The sequence below is a fragment of the Neobacillus sp. Soil_C_43 genome, assembly GCF_057656715.1.
The window spans coordinates 31,421-52,506 of the sequence record NZ_JBDGJV010000019.1; the positions used below are offsets into that span (position 1 = coordinate 31,421).

26 protein-coding genes are annotated in these 21,086 nt (G+C 38.9%); 22 read left to right on the forward strand and 4 right to left on the reverse strand.

Annotation, left to right across the window (positions count from 1 at the left end; all coding sequences use genetic code 11):
- Nucleotide 1 precedes the first annotated feature (1 nt).
- Complete coding sequence (locus tag AC3A54_RS20965) at nucleotides 2-832, forward strand: aldo/keto reductase (RefSeq protein ID WP_487656052.1); 831 nt, start codon at nucleotides 2-4, stop codon at nucleotides 830-832.
- Nucleotides 833-1,055: 223 nt separating this feature from the next.
- Here AC3A54_RS20965 and AC3A54_RS20970 read toward each other — a convergent pair whose 3' ends face one another.
- Nucleotides 1,056-2,132: a serine hydrolase domain-containing protein gene (locus AC3A54_RS20970; RefSeq protein WP_487656053.1), complete on the reverse strand. Its 1,077-nt coding sequence runs from the start codon at nucleotides 2,130-2,132 to the stop codon at nucleotides 1,056-1,058.
- 226 nt (nucleotides 2,133-2,358) lie between these two features.
- On the opposite strand from AC3A54_RS20970, the gene AC3A54_RS20975 reads away from it, so the two are divergent.
- The gene (locus AC3A54_RS20975) at nucleotides 2,359-3,141 is read left to right on the forward strand and encodes an alpha/beta fold hydrolase (RefSeq protein WP_487656054.1); all 783 of its coding nucleotides are present in this window, start codon (nucleotides 2,359-2,361) and stop codon (nucleotides 3,139-3,141) included.
- A gap of 131 nt (nucleotides 3,142-3,272) precedes the next feature.
- On the opposite strand, the gene AC3A54_RS20980 is transcribed toward AC3A54_RS20975, so the two are convergent.
- Complete coding sequence (locus AC3A54_RS20980) at nucleotides 3,273-3,758, reverse strand: DinB family protein (RefSeq protein WP_487656055.1); 486 nt, start codon at nucleotides 3,756-3,758, stop codon at nucleotides 3,273-3,275.
- A gap of 242 nt (nucleotides 3,759-4,000) precedes the next feature.
- Here AC3A54_RS20980 and AC3A54_RS20985 point away from each other — a divergent pair, with 242 nt between their 5' ends.
- The 4 genes from AC3A54_RS20985 (at nucleotide 4,001) to AC3A54_RS21000 (ending at nucleotide 6,752) form a co-directional block, all read left to right on the forward strand.
- Nucleotides 4,001-4,450 carry an SgcJ/EcaC family oxidoreductase gene (locus AC3A54_RS20985; RefSeq protein ID WP_487656105.1) on the forward strand — a complete coding sequence of 150 codons (450 nt, stop codon included), beginning with the start codon at nucleotides 4,001-4,003 and terminating at the stop codon, nucleotides 4,448-4,450.
- Nucleotides 4,451-4,585: 135 nt separating this feature from the next.
- The gene (locus AC3A54_RS20990; protein ID WP_487656056.1) at nucleotides 4,586-4,987 is read left to right on the forward strand and encodes a hypothetical protein; all 402 of its coding nucleotides are present in this window, start codon (nucleotides 4,586-4,588) and stop codon (nucleotides 4,985-4,987) included.
- A gap of 411 nt (nucleotides 4,988-5,398) precedes the next feature.
- Nucleotides 5,399-5,887 (forward strand): RNA polymerase sigma factor, encoded by a 489-nt coding sequence (locus AC3A54_RS20995; protein WP_487656057.1) that lies wholly within the window; start codon nucleotides 5,399-5,401, stop codon nucleotides 5,885-5,887.
- Nucleotides 5,877-6,752: a zf-HC2 domain-containing protein gene (locus tag AC3A54_RS21000; protein ID WP_487656058.1), complete on the forward strand. Its 876-nt coding sequence runs from the start codon at nucleotides 5,877-5,879 to the stop codon at nucleotides 6,750-6,752. The genes AC3A54_RS20995 and AC3A54_RS21000 overlap by 11 nt, the downstream gene beginning before the upstream one ends.
- A gap of 619 nt (nucleotides 6,753-7,371) precedes the next feature.
- On the opposite strand, the gene AC3A54_RS21005 is transcribed toward AC3A54_RS21000, so the two are convergent.
- Nucleotides 7,372-8,484: a site-2 protease family protein gene (locus AC3A54_RS21005; RefSeq protein ID WP_487656059.1), complete on the reverse strand. Its 1,113-nt coding sequence runs from the start codon at nucleotides 8,482-8,484 to the stop codon at nucleotides 7,372-7,374.
- A 154-nt stretch (nucleotides 8,485-8,638) separates the two neighbouring features.
- Here AC3A54_RS21005 and AC3A54_RS21010 point away from each other — a divergent pair, with 154 nt between their 5' ends.
- The 4 genes from AC3A54_RS21010 (at nucleotide 8,639) to AC3A54_RS21025 (ending at nucleotide 12,499) form a co-directional block, all read left to right on the forward strand.
- Entirely contained in the window at nucleotides 8,639-9,076 is a 438-nt protein-coding gene (locus tag AC3A54_RS21010; protein WP_487656060.1) for an SRPBCC family protein, read from the forward strand.
- Between the two features lie 144 nt (nucleotides 9,077-9,220).
- A complete protein-coding gene (locus tag AC3A54_RS21015) occupies nucleotides 9,221-10,228 on the forward strand; it encodes a DUF3231 family protein (protein ID WP_487656061.1) in 1,008 nt (335 codons plus the stop codon).
- A 194-nt stretch (nucleotides 10,229-10,422) separates the two neighbouring features.
- Entirely contained in the window at nucleotides 10,423-11,793 is a 1,371-nt protein-coding gene (locus AC3A54_RS21020; RefSeq protein WP_487656062.1) for a glycosyltransferase family 2 protein, read from the forward strand.
- 16 nt (nucleotides 11,794-11,809) lie between these two features.
- Entirely contained in the window at nucleotides 11,810-12,499 is a 690-nt protein-coding gene (locus AC3A54_RS21025; RefSeq protein WP_487656063.1) for a glycosyltransferase, read from the forward strand.
- Between the two features lie 64 nt (nucleotides 12,500-12,563).
- Here AC3A54_RS21025 and AC3A54_RS21030 read toward each other — a convergent pair whose 3' ends face one another.
- On the reverse strand, nucleotides 12,564-13,061 hold the full coding sequence (locus tag AC3A54_RS21030) for a hypothetical protein (protein WP_487656064.1): 498 nt from the start codon (nucleotides 13,059-13,061) through the stop codon (nucleotides 12,564-12,566).
- Between the two features lie 232 nt (nucleotides 13,062-13,293).
- Between AC3A54_RS21030 and AC3A54_RS21035 the strand changes: the two genes are divergently transcribed.
- The 12 genes from AC3A54_RS21035 to AC3A54_RS21090 all read left to right on the forward strand — a co-directional run bounded on the left by AC3A54_RS21035 (nucleotide 13,294) and on the right by AC3A54_RS21090 (nucleotide 21,078).
- Nucleotides 13,294-13,827 (forward strand): hypothetical protein, encoded by a 534-nt coding sequence (locus AC3A54_RS21035; protein WP_487656065.1) that lies wholly within the window; start codon nucleotides 13,294-13,296, stop codon nucleotides 13,825-13,827.
- Between the two features lie 165 nt (nucleotides 13,828-13,992).
- Nucleotides 13,993-14,583, forward strand: a complete 591-nt coding sequence (locus AC3A54_RS21040) for a bifunctional transcriptional activator/DNA repair enzyme AdaA (RefSeq protein ID WP_487656066.1) — start codon at nucleotides 13,993-13,995, stop codon at nucleotides 14,581-14,583.
- A complete protein-coding gene (locus tag AC3A54_RS21045; RefSeq protein ID WP_487656067.1) occupies nucleotides 14,561-15,460 on the forward strand; it encodes a DNA-3-methyladenine glycosylase family protein in 900 nt (299 codons plus the stop codon). Before AC3A54_RS21040 ends, AC3A54_RS21045 begins: the two co-directional genes overlap by 23 nt.
- Nucleotides 15,453-15,959 (forward strand): methylated-DNA--[protein]-cysteine S-methyltransferase, encoded by a 507-nt coding sequence (locus AC3A54_RS21050; RefSeq protein ID WP_487656068.1) that lies wholly within the window; start codon nucleotides 15,453-15,455, stop codon nucleotides 15,957-15,959. The genes AC3A54_RS21045 and AC3A54_RS21050 overlap by 8 nt, the downstream gene beginning before the upstream one ends.
- A gap of 97 nt (nucleotides 15,960-16,056) precedes the next feature.
- Complete coding sequence (locus tag AC3A54_RS21055; protein WP_487656069.1) at nucleotides 16,057-16,389, forward strand: hypothetical protein; 333 nt, start codon at nucleotides 16,057-16,059, stop codon at nucleotides 16,387-16,389.
- A gap of 422 nt (nucleotides 16,390-16,811) precedes the next feature.
- Nucleotides 16,812-17,258 (forward strand): hypothetical protein, encoded by a 447-nt coding sequence (locus AC3A54_RS21060; RefSeq protein WP_487656070.1) that lies wholly within the window; start codon nucleotides 16,812-16,814, stop codon nucleotides 17,256-17,258.
- A gap of 1 nt (nucleotide 17,259) precedes the next feature.
- On the forward strand, nucleotides 17,260-17,484 hold the full coding sequence (locus AC3A54_RS21065; protein ID WP_308081923.1) for a helix-turn-helix transcriptional regulator: 225 nt from the start codon (nucleotides 17,260-17,262) through the stop codon (nucleotides 17,482-17,484).
- Nucleotides 17,485-17,526: 42 nt separating this feature from the next.
- Nucleotides 17,527-18,237 (forward strand): DUF4386 domain-containing protein, encoded by a 711-nt coding sequence (locus tag AC3A54_RS21070; RefSeq protein ID WP_487656071.1) that lies wholly within the window; start codon nucleotides 17,527-17,529, stop codon nucleotides 18,235-18,237.
- A 351-nt stretch (nucleotides 18,238-18,588) separates the two neighbouring features.
- Nucleotides 18,589-19,011, forward strand: a complete 423-nt coding sequence (locus tag AC3A54_RS21075; RefSeq protein WP_487656072.1) for a MarR family winged helix-turn-helix transcriptional regulator — start codon at nucleotides 18,589-18,591, stop codon at nucleotides 19,009-19,011.
- A gap of 58 nt (nucleotides 19,012-19,069) precedes the next feature.
- The gene (locus tag AC3A54_RS21080; RefSeq protein WP_487656073.1) at nucleotides 19,070-19,468 is read left to right on the forward strand and encodes a DoxX family protein; all 399 of its coding nucleotides are present in this window, start codon (nucleotides 19,070-19,072) and stop codon (nucleotides 19,466-19,468) included.
- Nucleotides 19,469-19,507: 39 nt separating this feature from the next.
- Complete coding sequence (locus AC3A54_RS21085; RefSeq protein WP_487656074.1) at nucleotides 19,508-20,446, forward strand: ring-cleaving dioxygenase; 939 nt, start codon at nucleotides 19,508-19,510, stop codon at nucleotides 20,444-20,446.
- Between the two features lie 23 nt (nucleotides 20,447-20,469).
- Entirely contained in the window at nucleotides 20,470-21,078 is a 609-nt protein-coding gene (locus AC3A54_RS21090) for a flavin reductase family protein (protein ID WP_487656075.1), read from the forward strand.
- Nucleotides 21,079-21,086 lie beyond the last annotated feature (8 nt).

Genomic DNA, 21,086 nt, shown 5'->3' on the forward strand with positions numbered 1-21,086 from the left:
TATGGTTAAGACTTTACAGGATACTACCACGTTAAGTAATGGTGTGAAGATGCCTTGGTTTGGGCTTGGAGTGTTTAAGGTGGAAGAGGGTTCTGAGGTAGTGGAGTCTGTGAAAGCAGCAATTAGAAACGGATACCGCAGCATTGATACCGCAGCAATCTACCAAAACGAAGAGGGAGTCGGACAAGCCATCCGTGAATCAGGAATCGCCCGTGAGGAGCTATTCGTGACTTCCAAGGTATGGAACGCTGACCTTGGTTACGAATCTACAATCGCTGCTTACGAAACAAGCCTAAAGAAGCTAGGATTGGACTATCTAGACCTTTACCTTATTCACTGGCCGGTAGTGGGTAAATATAAGGAAGCATGGAGAGCGCTAGAGACCCTTTACAAAGAAGGTCGCGTAAAAGCAATTGGCGTAAGTAATTTCCATGTGCACCACCTAGAAGACATCTTGAAGGATGCAGAAATCAAGCCAATGGTGAACCAAGTAGAATACCACCCACGTTTAGCGCAAAAAGAAGTACGTGCATTCTGCCAAGAGCACGGCATCCAGCTTGAAGCATGGTCCCCATTAATGCAGGGACAATTGCTCGACAACGAAGTACTTCAAGGAATTGCACAAAAATACAACAAATCCGTGGCTCAAGTCATCCTCCGCTGGGATTTGCAAAACGGCGTTGTGACGATTCCAAAATCAACAAAAGAACATCGAATCATCGAAAACTCACAAGTATTCGATTTCAAACTTACCGCAGAGGACATGGAGGCCATCGACAGCCTTAACCAAGACCAACGTGTCGGTCCAGACCCGGATAACTTTGACTTCTAAGATAAACGAAAAAAGGTAGCTTGACGGCTACCTTTTTTCATAGCTTTTTATAAAAATAATTTAATTCGCTGATAAAATATCATATTCGCTGATAAAAGGGTTATATTCGCTGATAAAGATCAAAAAACGCTGATAAATTCTAAAATCTATTAAATAGGGTAATTTTATACCAATAAACAGCTGATTCTAACCAATTTTATACGAGAAATGCTTTTGTTCGTACCTATTTCTTCCCGGTCTTCGCAACATTCCGCAAAACTGAATAAACAAATCGAATGCTTTTCCCAACATATCCGGTACGATTAAAGTTGCCAATGATATACACATCAAATCCAGGGTTATACAGCATAAACGAACCCGTCGAACCTAAATGGCCCCAGACATTATACTTCTGCGTGAAAGGCTGCATCCGCACCCGCATCAACCCGAATCCATAATCAACACCGACCCACATTTTCGTCCACTTTTGCATCGTCACCAATGACTCTCGGCTAATCAGCTGGCCGCCCTCCAAAGCCTTCATAAAAAGGAACAAATCCTCAGATGTGCTCACCGTTTGCCCACCCGCATAGATACTGCTAAAGCTCTTATGCTCTGTTACATCCACCTTCTTATCCTTCATATAAATAGTGGCAACAGGATAATCGCTCACTACCGCCGGTTCCGAGTAATGGCATAAATACGAGTGCTTCATCCCAAGCGGCACAAATATGTATTCATGCAGGACCTCGTGGTACGGCTTTCCGGTTACTTTTTCAATAATCATCCCTAATAGATTAAAGCCGGTATTGGAATAGTGGCAGCCCTTACCCGGAGCAAACTTCGGCGTCAAATGCTGCTTTGTCCATTCGATTGTTTCCTCCGGTGTCCAAAAGCGGGACGGTTCCTGAAACAACAATTCCTGAAACGAAGGACCCGTTTTCGGCTTCAGCTCATAGTAATCCGGCAATCCAGAGGTATTGCTAACCAAATGGTTGATTCGAAGATCCTGCGAGTAATCAGTGCTTTTATATATGTGCAAGCCTTGGACCAATTCCGCCGGCAAAAATTTGGCAACCCGATCCTCGTAGCTAATTTCACCCTTTTCAACTAACATCGCAATCAAGACCGCTGTAAACGTCTTTCCGATGCTCGCTGTATGAAAAGGCTGCTCAGGGTTAGCAGGCACGTCGCCTGTTTTTCCGCGTGCTACATTCAAATGAAGATTAAGAGAATCCGAGTGTACGAGCAAGTAGGCGTTATCAACCTTGGTATCAGAATCTACGGTCTTGCTGAGCTTTTTTTCAATGACTTGAAACATGCTTTCCCCTCGCTTCCATATTTGTTTATATGAAACTATTTAATTTTAATTACAGTTATTATAATAAATGGAAAAAAACACCTCGTTACTTCATCTTATCATCCGATAGTAATAAAAGTAAAAACATTATGAAACTGATGATTGGCTGATTTGTTTATAGACACTCACCTATGTGAACCAAATGGAATATCTTATGCTTAATTACCATATGAACGGAGGAAAAGGCATGGGATACTTTGTTTCGGTGGAGCAGGGAGTAAATCTATATGTGGAAGATTTGAATCCAAGCGGTAGCAAGACGATCGTGTTCATCCATGGTTGGCCTTTGAGCCATAAACAGTTTGAATATCAGTTTAATGTTCTCCCAGCAAGGGGGTACCGCTGTATTGGCATCGACTGGAGGGGCTTTGGGAATTCGGATAAGCCAGTGAATGGATACACTTATGACCGATTGGCAGATGATATCCGCGTGGTGATTGGTGCACTTCAATTAGAAAATGTGACACTTGTTGGTCATTCCACAGGGGGAGCCATCGCGATCCGATATATGTCTCGATACAATGGGTATGGTGTGTCCAAATTAGTATTGGTTGACGCAGCAGCTCCCACAGGTTTTACATCAGAAACGGCGAATAAGTTTCTGAAGGATACGTTAAATGATCGCCCAAAGATGATGCAGGAAGTAACAGATGGCTTTTTCTTTCAATATATTACGCCCCAATTCTCAGACTGGTTTTTCCAAATGGGCTTACAGGCGGCAGGATGGTCGACCGCGGCAGTGGTTGTTTTACTGAGGGATGAGACGGTGCATGCCGATCTTCCAAAAATAAATGCACCCACGTTAATTATTCACGGAATTCATGACAAGGTGATTCCTTTTCAGCAGGCACAGGAACTCCATCGAAAAATAAAAAACTCACAGCTCGTCTCGTTTCAATATAGCGGCCATGGCCCTTTCTGGGAAGAACGTGACAAGTTTAATCAGCTATTGATACAATTTACTAGTTAATTATCGAACTATAAAGCTGCTTTAGTAAAACAATAGCAATCCGCAACGACGAACGGATGGGAATAGCGCGTGTAACAAGACAAAAAATAAAGCTTTGGATACAAGAGGATGTCCAAAGCTTTTTAATAAAATTATAATGTTTTAACTTGCTCAATTTTTAATCCGAAAATTTGAGGTGGTTTAATTTTGTTTATTTGTAAATATGTAGAGATTTGTCCTCGATGATGGATTTCATGTTCCGGAATTGCCATAAGTATTCTCCACAGGCTAACTTCATGACCATGAAGAGTTAAAACTTTTTTTGTCAACACATCGTTGCCAACTTTTAATAGACCCTCTGTTAGTTTAATCTGACACGCCTCTAAATAAATTGAAATTTCTTCAAGAGAAGCCCCTTTACCAGTATCATGTCCTGTGTATGTCCACGTTCCATGTTCAAATATACCAAGAAACATCAATCGAGATGATGCGATATGTCGCAATAAATCCCCTATAGAAAATTTATCTTCAGAAGGCTTCCAATCTAATAGTTCATTAGGTATTGCTTTCACATATTGCATCGTTCGTTTATGAATACCATCTAAATATTTTACATATTCCCTTATATCATGAATCATATTTCCACTCTCCAATTTTCAAACTTTTGTTATTTATATTCTAAATTCATTGGAAATAACCCTTATAAATTGTGACTTAAATAATAAAGTAGAGCTAATTCATATGCGAATTGCTCGGCTGTTATAGTTGCTTTTATACGTGCGGGTACATCAAAAGAGAATGGCTTATTAAAATTGAACAAGCATTTTATTTGTTCTACAATAATTAGTACAATACAAGCAAATAAGGAGTAGTGAAAATGATGGATCATTCTGTATCAATGGAAGTACAAACTGTCTACGAACAGCTTTTAGATGCATGGAATAATCGTCAAGCCCGTGGAATGGCAGATTTATTTACGGAGGATGGAGAAAGCATTGGATTTGATGGAAGCCAATCGAAGGGTAAAGAAGAAATCTATTCACACCTTAAGCCGATCTTTGATCACCATCCAACAGCACGATTTATTAGCAAGGTTAAGGATGTGTGTTTTTTGAGTGCGGACATAGCCATTTTGCGTGCCATTGCTGGTATGGTGCCTCCTCAGCAGACCACCATCAACCCTAAAGTAAACACACACCACACTCTTGTTGTTGTAAAAAAGGAGGAAGATTGGCGTATCCAATTGTTTCAAAATACTCCTGCACAATTTCACGGCAGACCTGAGTTAGTGGAGCAAATGACAGCGGAGTTAAGTCAGTTAGTAAAGTAGCGGGTGAGTGTAGATGACATAGGAATTAAAAAGTATCAGAATATACATAGAAATTCTATGTATATTCTGATACAATTACCGTAGCTAATGGTTTAGTTTACATATTGGCTTAATAAATACAGAAGGTGAGTAGGAATGAAAAACTTTTTAAGAACCATTTTTCATTTAGTGATCACAACTCTTGTTTACCTCATCTTTAATGAAGGGGCAATGTTCACCCTTAATCAGAGGACAATCCTCTCAGGGGCCATTACGGTAGTTGCTTTTTTGACTTATGGCCCAGTTTGTTACTTCATAGCACGCAAATTTGATTTTGGAAGATGGAAATATGTATTGTATATTCCCTTTATTAATGAGTTCCTCTATATTGTAGGAATCTACACATTACCCATTCGTACCTATTTACCTATGGAAGACGATAATTATGGGATAGGAATGCTGATATTGCCGTTAACTTTAATTATGTGGATCATCTTTCTTGTAGCAACCTTGATGGGGATCCAGTTCAGGAAGAAGACAATTTCTTCGAGTCTTTAAGGGTATCTTATTCAATCAGCGGGAGCGAATCTTCTTTAACGGAAGGTCGCTTTTTTTAGTAGGTTCATTAAGAACGCTTTTTTCTTATAACGAGAACCGAAATCCAGACCACCATTGCACTGAGAAAAGCGATAAAAATAGGAACAAACACATTGTTTACCATAGAAATTCCCCCTTTAGGCGATATTATCTATCGTACCACAATTAGAAAATATTGGATATTCAAAATATGAATCTCTTTGTATTATTTCGCATATTGAAGCCATGCTTAAAGGTGATTTTAGTATAAATGTTGAAAGAACACTACAGCCTCCATTTGTTGGCGGTTTTTTATTGAGGAAAAAATTTTTTTAATTATTTTGTAACGAAAAGGACTTTAATCGGATATATAGAGCGAAAGGAGGAAAGGCCTTGGGAGAACTAGATGAAATATATTACAAATATGCGGATGATGTCTTTAAATATCTGATGTGTCTTTGCCATAATGCGGACCTAGCAGAAGAACTTACACAAGAAACTTTTTTTCAAGCGGTGAGATCAATAGATAGATATAACGGCGAATGTAAAATGTCAGTTTGGCTTTGCCAAATTGCGAAGCATTCCTATTATAAATACCTTGAAAAAAATAAGCGGCAACGAAATGAATTTTTTCCAGACGATCCTTTACATACTTCTCCTGAAGCTGAATTTATTCATTCGGAAGACAAAATTGCTCTATACCGAATCATACACCTGCTTGAAGAACCGTATAAAGAGGTGCTTTTGCTACGAATTTTAGGCGGTCTAAGTTTTAAGGAAATAGGAGAAATTCAGCTGAAGAATGAAAATTGGGCAAGAGTGACGTATTATCGAGCGAAAATGAAATTAAAGGAAAGGGGTAAGATGGGGAATGAACAATAAGTGTCATATTGTAAGAGATTTACTACCATCTTATATAGATGAACTGTGTAGCAACGAGAGTCGACAGTTTATCGAGGAACATGTTGCTTCATGTAGTACATGCAGGGAAGTACTACATACCATGGAAAATGATGTGGAAGTTTCTGATGAAAACGAACAAACGAAAAGGCTGGAAGCGAAGAAACCATTCAAAAAAGTAGCTGCATTTTTCAATACTCAGAGAAGGCTAACTAAATATATCCTTATAACTGCACTCATTTCATTGGGGTTAGGAATCTGTTTTCTTGCCAATTCGATGGCGAAACAGAAAGAATATAAGGATGAAGTATCTAAGCTGGAAATGGTCGATCAAGAAAAGGAAGATATTATGGAGGAAGTTTTTCATGTTCTTGGCTCTTCAAATGAAGTGACGAAACAAGAAGAAGAACAACTTCTCAAAGTATTTGAAAAGTATAAGGAAAAACTACACTTATTAGCGGTTTTCCCTGCAGCCGATGTAGAAGATTGGATAAAAGAAAACCCTTCTGTTAAAAAGGAACCTACAACCATATATCCAATTGAATATAATAAAGCTGCCGCTGTTATTGGAAACGAGGGTGTTATGGGACAAAATAAACAAATTATTCCTAGTCAATATGATTTAGGAACGGTAGTCATGGCGAATTCAAAGTGGGTGATTCAATATGAATACAAAAGTTCGTATGAAAAGACTGTGGAGAGGCATCATCAGTTTAAATACTATGGACCAAGCGTTTGGAGCTTTTTCCAGTTGCCTATTCTTTTATTTGCTATATTTAGTGTTCTATTAATTGTTTGGTTGTTCCTGAAAAAACATAACAATCAAATAAAAGATGTAATGGGGTAAAGTACGTAAGACCGCTCAAATTGGGCGGTTTTTTTTCATAATATTGGATATTTTAAAAAAGAGATAAATAGAGGGTGAGGTGAAATCACAATAATGAAATCAAAGAGGCACTCGGTATTTAATCTATTAATAATATTGATTCCCTGGTCATCGTTGTTATTTATAGGAAAGCGTAGTTTCAAACGATATTCGTTTGCGGGCGTTTTTATTGTTATTTTTGAGATTATCAACCACTTGTATGGACACAAAAAGAGGTGGTGGAAGTTTTACGATAAGCCGAGATCTTTTATTAAAGATGAACTTCCCTTTAGTATAGGTCCTTATATGCCTTTTTCCATGTGGTTACTCAAAATTTCATATGGTAACTTTAAAAAGTTTGTGTTCCTTAATGTGATTGCTGATGGGCTCTTTGCTTTTGTCTTTATGGATGTTCTAAAAAAATGTAAAATCATCCGTCTAAACCGCCTAAATCGTTTTCAATTTTTCATCTACATACACTATAAAGCGTATTTATTATATGGAGTACAGTATTTAATTGAAAAAGTAAAAAAGAGTTGAGGAACGAAAACAGCCAGGAAAAAAAGAACTCAGTGTGTGCCTCTTTTCCTGGCCGATATTTTTATCGATTCATCGCCTTTTGAATCTCTGGATGATTCATGAGGATTTCATTGCCATAATAATAACTTAGAGACAAAGCAAGGACGAGACCTATATAGATGAGAAATAATTTCGCTTTTGTTTTTTTATTAGTTTTATAATAGGTTTCGGTAATCTTAACCTCTTTTTTATACTCGGCTAGTTTTTCTTCTAAGCGGCCGATTAACCCCTCAATCACTTGTTGATTGTCAGCCACGGCATCCTCATTCACAGAATAGGCCCCCGTTAATTGTTGCAGATAGAGCTCCCTTTTCATTTTTTCAATTTCCACATTTAATGAGCGGAGTACTTCTGTAATCTCAAGGTTCTTAATGCTCCATCTAACCTTTTTAACTGTTTCCTGGACCGAATCTAGGTGATGTGATTCATGCTTTAATTTTTCTATTGCGGACTCCAGTTCTTGTATTTCTAATTTATGTGCCTGTAGATTCTTTTGTTTTTTATATAATTTGTACCATTCGGTTGAACCCAAAACGACGATCAGGAACCCTATAAAGCTTAGATTCATGACTGAATAAGTGAGTAATAGGATAATTCCTAATCCCCATAGCTTCGTGCTGATTCCAGCTGCAATCCTTCCACCATCTAAGGGGGTAATTGGGATTAAGTTAAATAAATTTACCATCCCGCCTAAAATAATTAGAAGAGCCCAGAATGGTTCATGTGTAAAGATATACAATGGAATGGCAGGTAAAAAGGATAATAGTCCAAATAAAGGACCCATGTACGCAATAAATCCTTCATCTTTAGCATTCTTGGGCATTTCCTTCAAGCCGATGACCGCACCAACAAACGGGATAAATAACGCGGGGCTAACTGGCAGTTTGATTCGCTTTGCCGCATACAGGTGGCCCATTTCATGAACAAACAATAAATAGACGAGGGCTACTGCAAACTTCCAACCAAAAATAAGTGCGTAGGTTCCGAGATAAATAAACATGCTTACAAGTGTTTGTAGTTTAAGTATCTTAAAAATAACTAAAAGATATTTAAATTTACCCAATAATAGAGCGCCTATGGTACCTATTACTCCCCAAGTGGTTTTCTTGCTGCCCGTGACCATCTTTTTCTCCACGCAAACATCCCCTAAAAACAAAGTCGTATGTCTATTATACAAGAAATAAATGGAAAATGTATTTTAAAAAAGGTTTAATAATAATGGAAGGTTTGAGACTTAAATGAAAATGGTTAAGCTATTTTTAATATGATAGGTAGGAAGGATGATTTAGTTGAACAATCTAACGAAGTTTAAAATAGGTAAGCCGGCATATGAAGTTTTTGAAGCCTTCGTCGATCCTTCGAAAGTCGGGAACTTTTGGTTTTCCTCCAGTTCTGAAAGATGGGAAGAAGGCAAGGCCATTACATTGAGATATGATGAGTACAATGCTGAAGTTGTTATTAAAGTATTGGAAGTCGTAGAAAATAAGAAGATCGTGTTCTCGTGGGGTGAAGCAGAGGAAGCCCATATTGTAACAATAACACTAAAAGAGACTGAGAATAGGAATACAATTATTGAGGTGAACGAGGAAGGATTTAATGAAGCAGAGGATGAGTTTATTCATCATTTGATAGACAACAAAGAAGGATGGGTCTATATGCTAAGTTGCTTAAAGGCCTATTTAGAATTTGGAGTGACGAAGTTGAGAGCCGGGCTCGTGAAAGAATAACCCATTAATGAAAGCAGCTATTTTTAGCGGCTTTTTCTATTTGTATGAACGATATTAAATTCTTCTTGTTCTCTTTTCAGTATCAATCTCATTATTTGAGGAAATATATAAAATATAGAAAATTGGTTTTGAGGATGATAAGTAATGGTCGAACATATGCCCAAGTTAACGTCTGCTGAATTGTCGATGCTGTGGAGTACATATATTGGTGACACGATGTCTATTTGTGTGCTGAAGCATTTTTTACAAACCTGCGAAGATCAGGATATTAAGCCAATTATTAAACTGGCACTCAGCTATTCCTACGACCATGTAACTCAAGTTTCCGATCTATTTACAAAGGAAGAGATTCCTCTGCCTAATGGATTTGGAGAACAAGATGTGAACATGCAGGCAAAGAAGCTTTTTTCCGATGTTACCTACATGCGTTATTTGCAACATATGGGGAGAACCGGATTGAACTCATACAGCTTAGCGAAGTCGGTTTCCGCGCGGAAAGATGTCCGTGCCTTGTTCAAACAGTTTCACAGTCAAACAGAAACGTTATATGACCGTAATGCAGAGCTCATGCAGGAAAAAGGAGTCTTTATTCGAGCCCCTTATATTTCTTATCCTGATAAAATAGAGTATGTGACGGATAGAAAATTCCTTGGGGGATTAATAGGTACTCCTCGGCCGCTTCTTGGAATAGAAATTGCTCATTTAGGAGTAAATATCGAGGTGGCCAATGTAGCAAAAACAATGCTTTTAGGTTTTAGCCAGGTAGCTCAGTCCAAGAAAATGAGTGACTACTTTAAAGAGGGTTACGATTTAGGGAAGAAGATGGTGGAGGATTTTATGATTAAACTAAAGGAAGATGACAACTCCTATCCATCCACATGGGATTCAACGATCACAAACAGTACAGAGGCACCATTTTCTGATAAATTAATGTTATTTCATACGAATGCTCAAAGCGCGATTGGTCTGGGCGATTTTGGACTGGCCATTGCTTCATCCTTTCGAAAGGATTTAATCCTAAGCTATGAAGGGTTTATCCTTAAGGTAGGGGCCTATGCGAAGAAAGGGGCAAACCTCTTAATTGATCATGGATGGTTTGAAAAACCGCCACAATCGATTGATAGAGAATCAATCAGAAATCAAAACAAATAATCTCCATAAGGGGCGATGCTTCCATTGCGAAGGTCGCTTTTTTCTTAGGTGCGAACTCGAGAGGGACCTGAACCTAAAACTGAAAATTTATCAATGCGGGGAGAAAGTCTAGTCACATCCGATTACCACTCATATTCTATAAAAGCCAAAACATTTGGACGAGTCATTGTTATAGAAAGGTAAAGGGGTGCTTTATGTTTGGACATAGTTTGGATGAACAGTTACAAACAAGGATAGATTCCATCTTCAAATCATTGGAGTCTTTAGAGAAATTATCCCAAGATGTTAAGAACGTGAAAAATAATTTTAAATGGTCAAAGAGTATTAGACAAGAAAGTGCAAAAAAATATCTTGATCGGGAGTCATTAAGCAGTGACGATATTGAGGTTAGCATAATTATCCCTTCCCAAAACAAGTATCCACTAAATTTATTTACCCTCTACTCACTCGAATATCAAACCTTTGATCTATCTAAAATGGAAGTGATTCTTATTGATGATGCTTCTAAGGATGAAACCGAAGAAAAACTAAAAGATTATCACCCCCCTTATCATTTTAAGTATATTCGCAGTACAGAAAGGCTTGGTAGAGCTAGAGTCAGAAATGTGGGCATTCAAAGTGCAAGAGGCAGTGTTCTTATTTTCCTCGATGCAGAAATGATGACGGAGCCTAACTTCGTTGAAAATCATTATATAAACCATCAAACACAAAACAACCTAATTTTATCGGGTGCTCTTTATTTGAGGGCAGTATATTCATGTATTTTCCCTACCTTTTCCGAACAACAAATGAACAAAATTGCAGACGTAACCAAACAAAATCAAGAACTATATTCAAGGTATAAACAGTGTGAATTCCCGCTTGATCACCCGTATCCATTAATAGATAAAAGGGATATAGCCCAAAAAAATTTCAAAGAGCTATCATTCAATGCATACCCATGGTACCAACAAATTGTAAGGAACTTTAATGATGAATTAGAAGGGTTTGCTTTTCCTTGGATGGCCTTTTTAACAGGAAACATGTCGATTCGCAAGGATTTAATCATACAAGCTGGCTTGTTCGATGAGGAATTTTACCATTACGGATATGAAGATTGGGAATTAGGCTATCGTTTATATCAAATGGGAGCTCAATATAAAATCAGTAATGAAATTGTCACCTACCATCAGGAGCATCCCGTTGAGGAAAGTAAATGGAGAGAGGCAGTAGGCAACTTCGGTTTATTCACGATCAAACATCATGACGTGGATGTGCTGATCTTAGGATTAGAGCTTGCTAGAATGACAGATTTACTGACTATGAATCATATAATAAAGGAATATAAACTACTGCTACAATCCAATCCTACTCACTTCCAAAGCTTAAGTGAAAAATTCATTTGTATCCTCGAAACCATTGTCCTTCTGCTTGAGGTAGATATTCGTCACTTTAATCTCTTAGGTGCAGCAGGCTTTAGCTCAAAAGCGAAAAGTGATTTGAAAAATGATATGAAACAAATAAATAAATTAAAAAAATATCCTAATTTAACTGAATTTTTAGATAAAGTTATAAACGCATACTAATGGGGGGGGGATGAAAGTGGTATCCATTATTACTTGTACGATTAGAGAAGAGTTCATGGATAATGTGTTTAATAATTATCAGCAGCAAACGTGGAAGGATAAAGAGTTGATTATTATTTTGAATAAAGATTCGATGAACATGGACAGGTGGATTCATAAGGCCATGGACTATCCGAATGTCAGAGTCTATCAATTACATGAAAAAGCAACCCTAGGTGATTGTTTGAATTATGGGGTTTTACTAGCTAATTATGATATCATAGCTAAATTTGACGATGATGACTATTACGGTCCTGATTATATTACGAACTCTATGCCGGCATTTAGGGATAAGAATGTTTCCATTGTTGGTAAAAGCGCATGCTTTATCTATTTTAAAAATAAGAAAGCACTCATACATGTGGAGGGAGATGAGAACACTTCGACCGGCTCTGTGGCAGGTGCGACCTTAATGTTTAGAAAAGAAATATTTTATTATATTCGTTTTGAAAAAGTGAATCGTGCCGAAGACTACTTTTTCATTGATCAAAGCAAAAAAGAAGGATTTACTATCTATTCAACAGATCGTTATGATTTCGCTGCAATCAGGCATAACTCAGAAAATCACACTTGGAAAGTCTCTGATGAGGATCTTATGTCGTGGGGTAATTTAATCGCTGAAACGGATGATTTTCAATCTTTAGTATCAAAAAGGAAAAATGGATAAAGATGATAATAAATCTGCCTAGAAAAATGGCAGATTTATTATTTAATGAAGAAAAAGGTGCCTCTCACGTTAAACACAAAACGATTATTCTATAAGGAGTAGTTTGGGCAGGGATACTTTTTGTGGCAGGGCCATAAATAACGATGAGATTTCGGTTCGCAGGGCTTTTTGAAAAGAGTTGCCCATTGGTTAAGACCATTTGGGTATAAGGAGAGAGATTTAATCGTAATTGACCATCACTACTCACTAACTGACTATCAAAATAAGATACTTTTACATTCTGGTAAGGACTATCTTTTACCATGACAAGTGCCCGATATTGTGGTGGGTAAATGAGCGGTACAGGTGCATTCCCGTCATAATATCCAGTCACTCGATCTCCGACTGCCACCATATAATGGTCTACAAAGTAAGTGGTAGGTGACACTACGAAATTTACGGTTGCCCCTACTTCATTTTCTACAGAAATTAATTGATAGCAGCCTTCTCCTTCGCCATTTTGCCCGGTAAAAAAATCACTGATCATGGTGACGATTCCACGAAAAGAATAAAAATTAATCATATTCATACCTCCAGATGGCGGTGGACCTAGGATCCCCTAATAACAGATATATGTAGGTGACAGCCTAGATGCCTGTGCGGATGCCCATGAATTTAGGGACAGTCCCCCGTTGCGCTAAAGCGCCGGGGGACTGTCCCCACTTAGGCAAATGCCCTTTTCTTAGAGAACAAGTTGTTAGGCGTATGACCACTGAATAGGATAAGGGGAGATGAAATAATAAGGAGTGCATGGTATGTATCCTAATCCCTATAATCAGCAAGCGTATGTTTATTCAACCCCAGTCCAACATGTAGATTACCATTATATTACCCATGATGAAAGACAGTTTGGCGGGTTTCAGCCTCCGTTCGGGCAACCGGGCCAAGGAGGAGGATTCCAACCGCCATTCGGGCCGCCGGGCCAAGGAGGAGGGTTCCAGCCGCCATTTGGACCACCTGGTCAAGGCGGTGGGTTTCAGCCGCCATTTGGACCACCTGGCCAAGGACCATCAGGTCAACCGGGCCAAGGAGGTCCAACATCCGGGCCGCCAACTTCACCACCACCGTCCTATGTTCCCCAACAAGCAACTGCCTTTGCCGTTGACCCAGGCGGGATTAGACGATGTCTTTTCAGATTTACGTATATATGGCTAAGAGGAAATGAACAGTTTTGGTTTTTCCCAATCTTTGTTGGCCGTGACTCAGTCGCAGGGTATCGTTGGACCGGATTTAGATGGATGTATTTCGGAATTAGCCTGCGCCAAATCCAATCATTTACTTGCGTCTAATATAAAGGGTGTACATGAAAAGGCTGCTATCCTAGCAGCTTTTTCTATTGGTACGATAAAATGAAATCAGACAGTAAGAGCAAGAACGAGGATGAATGCAAACCGGACTTCTTGTAAAATGGGAGTAAGTTGAGGAACAATCCAATTGGAAGGGGAGTTTCCCTGATGGCAAAGCTTACTTTTTCGTTTGATGAAATGTGGGAGAAAATCATTGCCTGTGACCGGTCCTATGACGGGCTTTTTTATACCGCTGTGAAAACCACAAAGATTTACTGCAGGCCCTCCTGTCGATCCAGAAAACCGAAGAAAAGGAATGTGGAGTTCTATTTAGTGATGAGTGAAGCGGAAAAGAAGGGCTATCGGGCATGCAAGAGATGCCAGCCGGAAGCCGAACATTCCCCGCACGAAGCACTTGTACGAAGTGTGATGGTATATCTTGCTGAGCATTATAAGGTGAATCTCACTTTGGAGGATGTTTCCTCTCATATCGGCGTGAGTCCTTACTATTTGGAAAGATTGTTTAAGAAGGAAACGCAAGAAACACCGCGAACCTACTTGGAAAAAATAAGGATAGATAAAGCCGCCTTTTTGCTAAAAAGCACGGGACTCACAAACCTGGACATTTGCTATGAAGTAGGATTCCAGAGTCCTTCAAATTTTTATCGGGTGTTTAGACGAGTGAAAAATTGTACACCGAGTGAGTATCGTAATCGGGTGAGCAAGGAGGAAGTGGATGAACCAGCCGTCAATCATTGAAATCCCTACGCCGAAGGACTTTCATTTTAAGGAATGTTTAGTTTTTCTGGGCAGGTCTGATCAGGAATTGTTGCACAGGATAAAAGATGGATTTGTATATAAATTGCTTAAAATTGATCAAGATCCCCTTTTATTAAAGATCGGTTTCATAGATGATTCGCTTCAGGTTGAATTTCCATTAGGAAAACCTACGGTGAAGGCACAAAAAATGGCTTCGGATTATGTAATGGACTGGTTTGATTTAGACCGGGATTTAGCAGGATTTTATGAAATGGCACAGAACGATCAGATGTTGCAGCGAGTAGTAAGTAAATATAGAGGATTGCGGATGATTGGCATACCGGATTTGTTCGAGGCACTCACATGGGCGATCATGGGGCAGCAAATCAATCTGACATTCGCTTATACCTTAAGGAAACGGTTTGTGGAACGTTTTGGAGAAAGTGTAACGTTTGAAGGAGAAACCTACTGGTTGTATCCTACCTTTGATAGGATAGCTGAAATAGAAGTAGATACATTAAAGGAGCTTCAATTCACGGCTAGAAAGGCAGAATATGTGATTGGAGTTTCTCAAGCCATGGTGGATGGGGAACTAACGAGAGAACATTTATTCAAAATGGAATACTATCAACAAATCCATGCTTATTTGACTAAATTAAGAGGGATTGGTTCGTGGACCGCGGATTATGTGATGATGAAATGCCTTCATCAAAGTGCAGCGTTTCCCATTACAGACGTGGGTCTTCACAATGCAGTAAGAATTCAATTAGGGCTTGAGCGCAAGCCGACATTGGATGAATTGAAAGAGATGGCGGCGGGCTGGACAGGCTGGGAAGCTTACTCGGTGTTCTATTTATGGAGGTCTTTATATGTATAGATTGGATTACCCATCTCCGATTGGAGTGGTCGAAATAGTAGGCACGAATGAAGGAATTCTTTCTATTTTGTTTACTGAGAGGGACAAACCGTTGTATGCGAGAGAGTCTACGACACCTAAAGTGTTAGAGGATGCTTATAGGGAGTTGGATGAATACTTCAGGGGGAAGCGGCAGACCTTTACTTTTCCTTGTATCGTTGATGGAACGTCATTTCAGCAAAAGGTATGGGAAACGTTGAGAGGTGTTCCATTTGGTGGTACGGCATCTTACAAAGATATCGCCGTTTCAATGGATAACGATAAGGCTATTAGAGCGGTGGGAAGTGCTAATGGAAAAAATAAGTTAAGCATCGTGATTCCTTGCCACCGGATTATTGGTTCTAATGGAAAATTGACAGGATATGCGGGCGGGCTCTGGAGAAAGGAATGGCTTTTGCAGCATGAGAGGAACTTGTGCCTATTGAAAATGGAAAGAGGTACGGACGAAAGCGATTGCTGACCAACGGCAATCGCTTATTTACTATAGTTTCGGAAAAATTAAATCCTGTATTGGGCATTTATTGTATTATTGTATATAAAAAGGAGGGGATAAATGAATGTCAATTAAGCCATCCACTATTGGTTTAGTTGCAGCAATCGTATCCATCATCTTATGGTTTATCTTAAACTTCTTCAATCCATACTCAAATCAAGCTAGTAACGATACCACATTCATAACCTTATTTATGCTGGTCTTGCCAGCTTTTGCAGCCATTTTTTCTTATTATCGCTCAAAAACAATTTTTATGTTAATTGCTTTCATTTGGTCTTTACCTTTAAGTCTATATTTACTAATGACTCCGGGTATATTCCTCCTGTTTGGGATTACCAGTTTTACATATCTTATAAGTTATATTTTAATGCGAAAATCAACTGGACGAATTGAATAATAAAACCAAGGTGCGTAAATTCTTAGGATTTACGCACTTTTTATTACGGTCGTCAATAGCCTCGCTTGGCTACGCAAAAAGTCCTTGTTCGGGTGGGAAAAACCGATATCGACCTCTTTCAAAAGGATATCAACCACTTGTAGCTGGATATCGTCCACTTCCCAAAGGATATCGTCCACTTTTTAAATTTATCGTCCACTTTCAACAACATATCAACCACCACCACCCAAAACATGCAACCAACCAAGCTATTTACCTGGTGTACCCTACCCAAAATACAGTTGAAACTACTATAACTTTGAAACCATTAGCCAGTGCCGCCTATTTATGTAAAGTTTGCTTTACATCATGTATAGTTCATGTTACATTATGTATAACAAATTTTACCTAATTTGGAATTTAGAGTGCAAGGGGTGTAAACCATGACGTATCAAGAAAAGAAAAGCATCGTATCGTTAATCAGCGCCATACTCATCTTCGTTTCCTATAGCTTATATATGTATCCTCAGCATCCTGAAGGGGGGCTGGGGTCGACAGAAACCTTTCGCTATTGGGGTTCCTTTGTCCTCATCTTGACTGTGGTATCAATAGTCGCGCACATCTTAATCAGCATTATTTTTAACATCGTCTTCAGAATAACAACCAAAGAAAAAGAACCGAAATTCGCCGATGAACTAGATAAGTTAATTGACCTAAAAGCAAATCGAAATTCATTCTTTGTGTTCATCATCGGCTTTCTACTTGCAATGGGGTCGCTTGTTTTCTATCAACCGTCACAGGTGATGTTCATGATCCTGATCATTTCAGGATTCCTTTCCGATGTGACCGGCTCCATCACGAAACTTTATCACTATAGGAGAGGAGTATAAAATGGGCAAAATTCTTGTCGGCAATCACATTCGCAAATTACGATTCAATCATGATGAAATGACCCAGCAGCAATTGGCTGACAAGGTGGGCGTAACAAGACAAACCATCGTGGCTCTCGAAAAGGGAAACTACTCTCCATCTCTAGAACTCGCTTTTCGCATTGCGCACGCCTTTAACTTACCGTTAGAAGAGGTATTCTTTTACGGTGACCATAAAAAGCTGTAAGGATTGAGAGTGTTTTTGAATTTATGAAAAGGGGAGACAAAGATGAATTCAAACAAGAAGGCAGCAAAATTGGTGGGAGTACTGTTTATACTGGCAGCCGTTACGGCGGTAATCGGTCTTCTTTTATACGACCCTATCCTAAACGGCCCCGATTATTTGATTAAAGGTTCCGAACACGCAAACCAGGTGATATGGGGAGCACTTATGGAGTTAATTCTTGTCGCATCAGCGGTTGGTACGGCAACGACCATGTTCCCCATTTTAAGAAAATATAATGAAACGATCGCTCTTTGGCATGTATGCTTCAGGTTTCTTGAAGCCATTATTATTACTATTGGTGTTATCAGCGTACTGTCCTTATTGACCTTAAGCCGAGAATTTGTAGCAGCTGGAGCCCAGGATACCGCCTCTTTTCAAGCGTCGGGAACTGTATTAAAAGCCATCCACGACTGGACATTTATGCTTGGCCCCCTTTTCATGCTGGGGATAAATACGATGATGTACAGTTATATATTTTATAAAACCAAGCTCGTTCCAAGGTTTATCTCAATTTTGGGTATGACAGGGGCAACCCTTGTTTTTATTTATGGATTGTTAGTAATGTTTGGTGTAATTCAACAAATTTCTGTATGGAGCCTTTTGTCACTGCCAGTGGCAGCGAATGAAATGATTTTAGCTGTATGGCTCATCGCGAAAGGATTCAATGAATCTGTACTTGCTTCCCTTTCTGCAAAAAAAGTAGTGCCTAATTAAACGCTTCTAGTTTTAACATATTTTCTCTCCACAAAACCAGGCCCCTCTCAAATGAGAAGGGGCTTTAATCATACTATGCCAAAATTAATTCCGATTACGGATCGACTGAATCACTGCTGCGATGGTTATAACGGCTGCAATAGCAGTAACGATAATAGCTATTGTAAGCATTATAAGCCCCCCTTATGTTTATTCCTCCCGTGTTTCACCATATACATGGTGGGTTTGTTATATGCCTAAAAATGAATCTTTCATTTATTTAAAACAGTCTATTGACATAAACGTAAAAAAGTTATAAGATTATCTCAGATTCAAGATATCTTAATTCAAAATAAAGAAGGAGGTGAGAGCATGAACAGAAAATGTACAAATTTGCCCTTTCTTGTATTGATGCAAACATCCAAAGAAATTCAGGAGAGAATGAAGTTGGAAATGACAAAATACAACCTTAGTATTACAGAATTTTCTGTTCTCGAAGTGCTTTATAACAAAGGAAAACAAACCATACAACAAATTGGTCACAGAATATTAATTTCTAGTGGTTCTATGACCTATGTTATTGATAGATTGGAACAGAAAGGCATGTTAAATCGCAGTGCTTGTCCGAATGATCGGAGAGCCATACATGTTGCGTTAACTGCTCATGGCAATAGCTTGATGGAGGAAATCATGCCGAAACATCAGGAGTTAGTTGATCACATGTTTGGTTCTTTAGACTCTCATGAGTCGGAGCTATTGGTTAAACTTTTGAAAAAGGTAAGTAATGAAATATAACATTTTTTTGGAGATATATCTCGAATTCGAGATAAAAGAACTTTAGGAGGATATAATAATGATAAATCTTGGTTTATTAATCATTCGTTTGGTTGTTGGTGTATTATTCATTGGTCATGGGGCTCAAAAATTGTTTGGTAAGTTCGGAGGCTACGGATTAAAAGGTACAGGAGGCTGGTTTGAATCCATTGGAATGAAACCAGGTGTGACGATGGCGCTTTTCGCAGGATTGGCAGAACTTATTGGTGGTATTTTGTTTGCTGTAGGATTCTTAACTCCGCTTGCGGCACTGTTGATTGCAGGGACTATGATCATGGCTATTGTAAAAGTGCATGCTCCAAACGGATTATGGGCAACATCAAATGGATATGAATATAACCTAACTTTGCTGGCAGTTGCTATTGGTGTCGCTTTAACTGGACCTGGCAAATATGCGCTAGATATATTTTTCTTCTAAAAAATAATCCTATTGAATTTTTATAAGGAGGGTTAATAAATGAGCAAGAAAACAATGGGTATTCACCATATTACAGCCATCGTTGGACATCCCCAAGAAAACGTGGATTTTTATGCAGGCGTGTTGGGTTTGCGTTTGGTTAAGCAAACAGTGAATTTTGATGATCCAGGTACCTATCATCTTTATTTTGGAAATGAAGGTGGGAAGCCTGGAACTATCATTACATTTTTTCCATGGGCAGGAGCTCGTCAAGGAACCATTGGAGACGGCCAAGTAGGTGTCACATCTTACGTTGTTCCAAGAGGTGCCATGGAATTTTGGGAAAAAAGGTTAGAAAAGTTCAATGTTCCTTTTACTATCATGGAACGCTTCGGAGAGCAGTATCTGGAATTTGATGATCCACACGGTCTTCATTTGGAAATCGTTGAAAGAGAAGAAGGAGAAATCAATCATTGGACCTTCGGTGACGTCACACCTGAAGTGGCTATTAAAGGCTTTGGAGGTGCCACTCTATTATCAACCCAGCCTAATAGAACGGCTGAATTATTAGAAAAAGTAATGGGTCTTGAATTAATCGGTAAAGAAGAAGACTTTGCTCGTTATCGTTCCACTGCGGATATTGGGAATGTGATTGACCTTAAATTAACTCCGATTGGACGCGGGCGAATGGGGGTAGGAACTGTTCACCATATCGCATGGCGCGCTATTGATGACCAGGATCAACTTGATTGGCAGCAATATGTGGCGGCAAATGGTTATGGTGTCACTGCTGTTCGGGATAGAAATTACTTTAATGCAATTTACTTTAGAGAGCATGGAGAAATCCTGTTTGAAATCGCGACGGATCCTCCAGGATTTGCTCATGATGAGTCCCTAGCGACCATGGGAGAAAATTTGATGCTGCCATCACAGTATGAGTCGCAAAGAGCGCAAATTGAACAAGTGTTAGTACCGTTTGATGTAAGAGAACTAGACTGATTCTGTGAAAAGGAATGATTTCTTTGCTTTCAATCGATCCTGCATCATTATCTGAAAGAGACAATTATAAATTTCTAATAGGTAGCATCATACCTAGGCCAATCGCTTTTGCCACAACTCTTTCAAAAGACGGTGTTTTAAATGGAGCACCATTTAGTTATTTTAATATCGTGTCATCTAATCCCCCAATGATTTCTTTATCGATCCAACGGTCATCAGGGAGGCAAAAGGATACAGCGAGAAACATGATTGAGTCCAAGCAATTTGTGGTTCATATCGTTGATGAGCAAAATGTTGAAAAAATAAATAAAACAGCAGCAAACCTTCCACCTGATCAAAGTGAGATAGAGTTAGCTAACTTAACACCGGTAGAAAGTATGAAAATATCAGTTCCTGGAGTGAAGGAAGCGAAAATCAGAATGGAATGTATAGTAGAGCATTCTTTGGAATTGAATGGCTTGGATACGCCGGGGTGTGATTTGATAATAGGAAAAGTTGTTCAATTTCATATCGAAAGAGACATTTATGAAAATGGAAGAATCGATACAAGGGGCTTAGCCGCGGTTAGCAGATTGGCTGGCAATAATTACGCAAAAATTGGTGAGATTTTTGAAATTGAAAGACCGAATTAAATCGTTTT

Excerpts from the sequence above, each read along its gene's own strand:
- AC3A54_RS20965 (WP_487656052.1), top strand. The coding sequence starts at position 2 with ATGGTTAAGACTTTACAGGATACTACCACGTTAAGTAATGGTGTGAAG.
- AC3A54_RS21015 (WP_487656061.1), top strand. The coding sequence starts at position 9,221 with ATGGTCGAACATATGCCCAAGTTAACGTCTGCTGAATTGTCGATGCTG.
- AC3A54_RS20990 (WP_487656056.1), top strand. The coding sequence starts at position 4,586 with ATGAAAAACTTTTTAAGAACCATTTTTCATTTAGTGATCACAACTCTT.
- AC3A54_RS21000 (WP_487656058.1), top strand. The coding sequence starts at position 5,877 with ATGAACAATAAGTGTCATATTGTAAGAGATTTACTACCATCTTATATA.
- AC3A54_RS21040 (WP_487656066.1), top strand. The coding sequence starts at position 13,993 with ATGGCAAAGCTTACTTTTTCGTTTGATGAAATGTGGGAGAAAATCATT.
- AC3A54_RS21050 (WP_487656068.1), top strand. The coding sequence starts at position 15,453 with ATGTATAGATTGGATTACCCATCTCCGATTGGAGTGGTCGAAATAGTA.
- AC3A54_RS21080 (WP_487656073.1), top strand. The coding sequence starts at position 19,070 with ATGATAAATCTTGGTTTATTAATCATTCGTTTGGTTGTTGGTGTATTA.
- AC3A54_RS21055 (WP_487656069.1), top strand. The coding sequence starts at position 16,057 with ATGTCAATTAAGCCATCCACTATTGGTTTAGTTGCAGCAATCGTATCC.
- AC3A54_RS20975 (WP_487656054.1), top strand. The coding sequence starts at position 2,359 with ATGGGATACTTTGTTTCGGTGGAGCAGGGAGTAAATCTATATGTGGAA.
- AC3A54_RS21070 (WP_487656071.1), top strand. The coding sequence starts at position 17,527 with ATGAATTCAAACAAGAAGGCAGCAAAATTGGTGGGAGTACTGTTTATA.
- AC3A54_RS21045 (WP_487656067.1), top strand. The coding sequence starts at position 14,561 with ATGAACCAGCCGTCAATCATTGAAATCCCTACGCCGAAGGACTTTCAT.
- AC3A54_RS21065 (WP_308081923.1), top strand. The coding sequence starts at position 17,260 with ATGGGCAAAATTCTTGTCGGCAATCACATTCGCAAATTACGATTCAAT.
- AC3A54_RS20970 (WP_487656053.1), bottom strand. The coding sequence starts at position 2,132 with ATGTTTCAAGTCATTGAAAAAAAGCTCAGCAAGACCGTAGATTCTGAT.
- AC3A54_RS21020 (WP_487656062.1), top strand. The coding sequence starts at position 10,423 with ATGTTTGGACATAGTTTGGATGAACAGTTACAAACAAGGATAGATTCC.
- AC3A54_RS20980 (WP_487656055.1), bottom strand. The coding sequence starts at position 3,758 with ATGATTCATGATATAAGGGAATATGTAAAATATTTAGATGGTATTCAT.
- AC3A54_RS21075 (WP_487656072.1), top strand. The coding sequence starts at position 18,589 with ATGAACAGAAAATGTACAAATTTGCCCTTTCTTGTATTGATGCAAACA.
- AC3A54_RS20985 (WP_487656105.1), top strand. The coding sequence starts at position 4,001 with ATGGATCATTCTGTATCAATGGAAGTACAAACTGTCTACGAACAGCTT.
- AC3A54_RS21030 (WP_487656064.1), bottom strand. The coding sequence starts at position 13,061 with ATGATTAATTTTTATTCTTTTCGTGGAATCGTCACCATGATCAGTGAT.
- AC3A54_RS21035 (WP_487656065.1), top strand. The coding sequence starts at position 13,294 with ATGTATCCTAATCCCTATAATCAGCAAGCGTATGTTTATTCAACCCCA.
- AC3A54_RS21060 (WP_487656070.1), top strand. The coding sequence starts at position 16,812 with ATGACGTATCAAGAAAAGAAAAGCATCGTATCGTTAATCAGCGCCATA.
- AC3A54_RS21085 (WP_487656074.1), top strand. The coding sequence starts at position 19,508 with ATGAGCAAGAAAACAATGGGTATTCACCATATTACAGCCATCGTTGGA.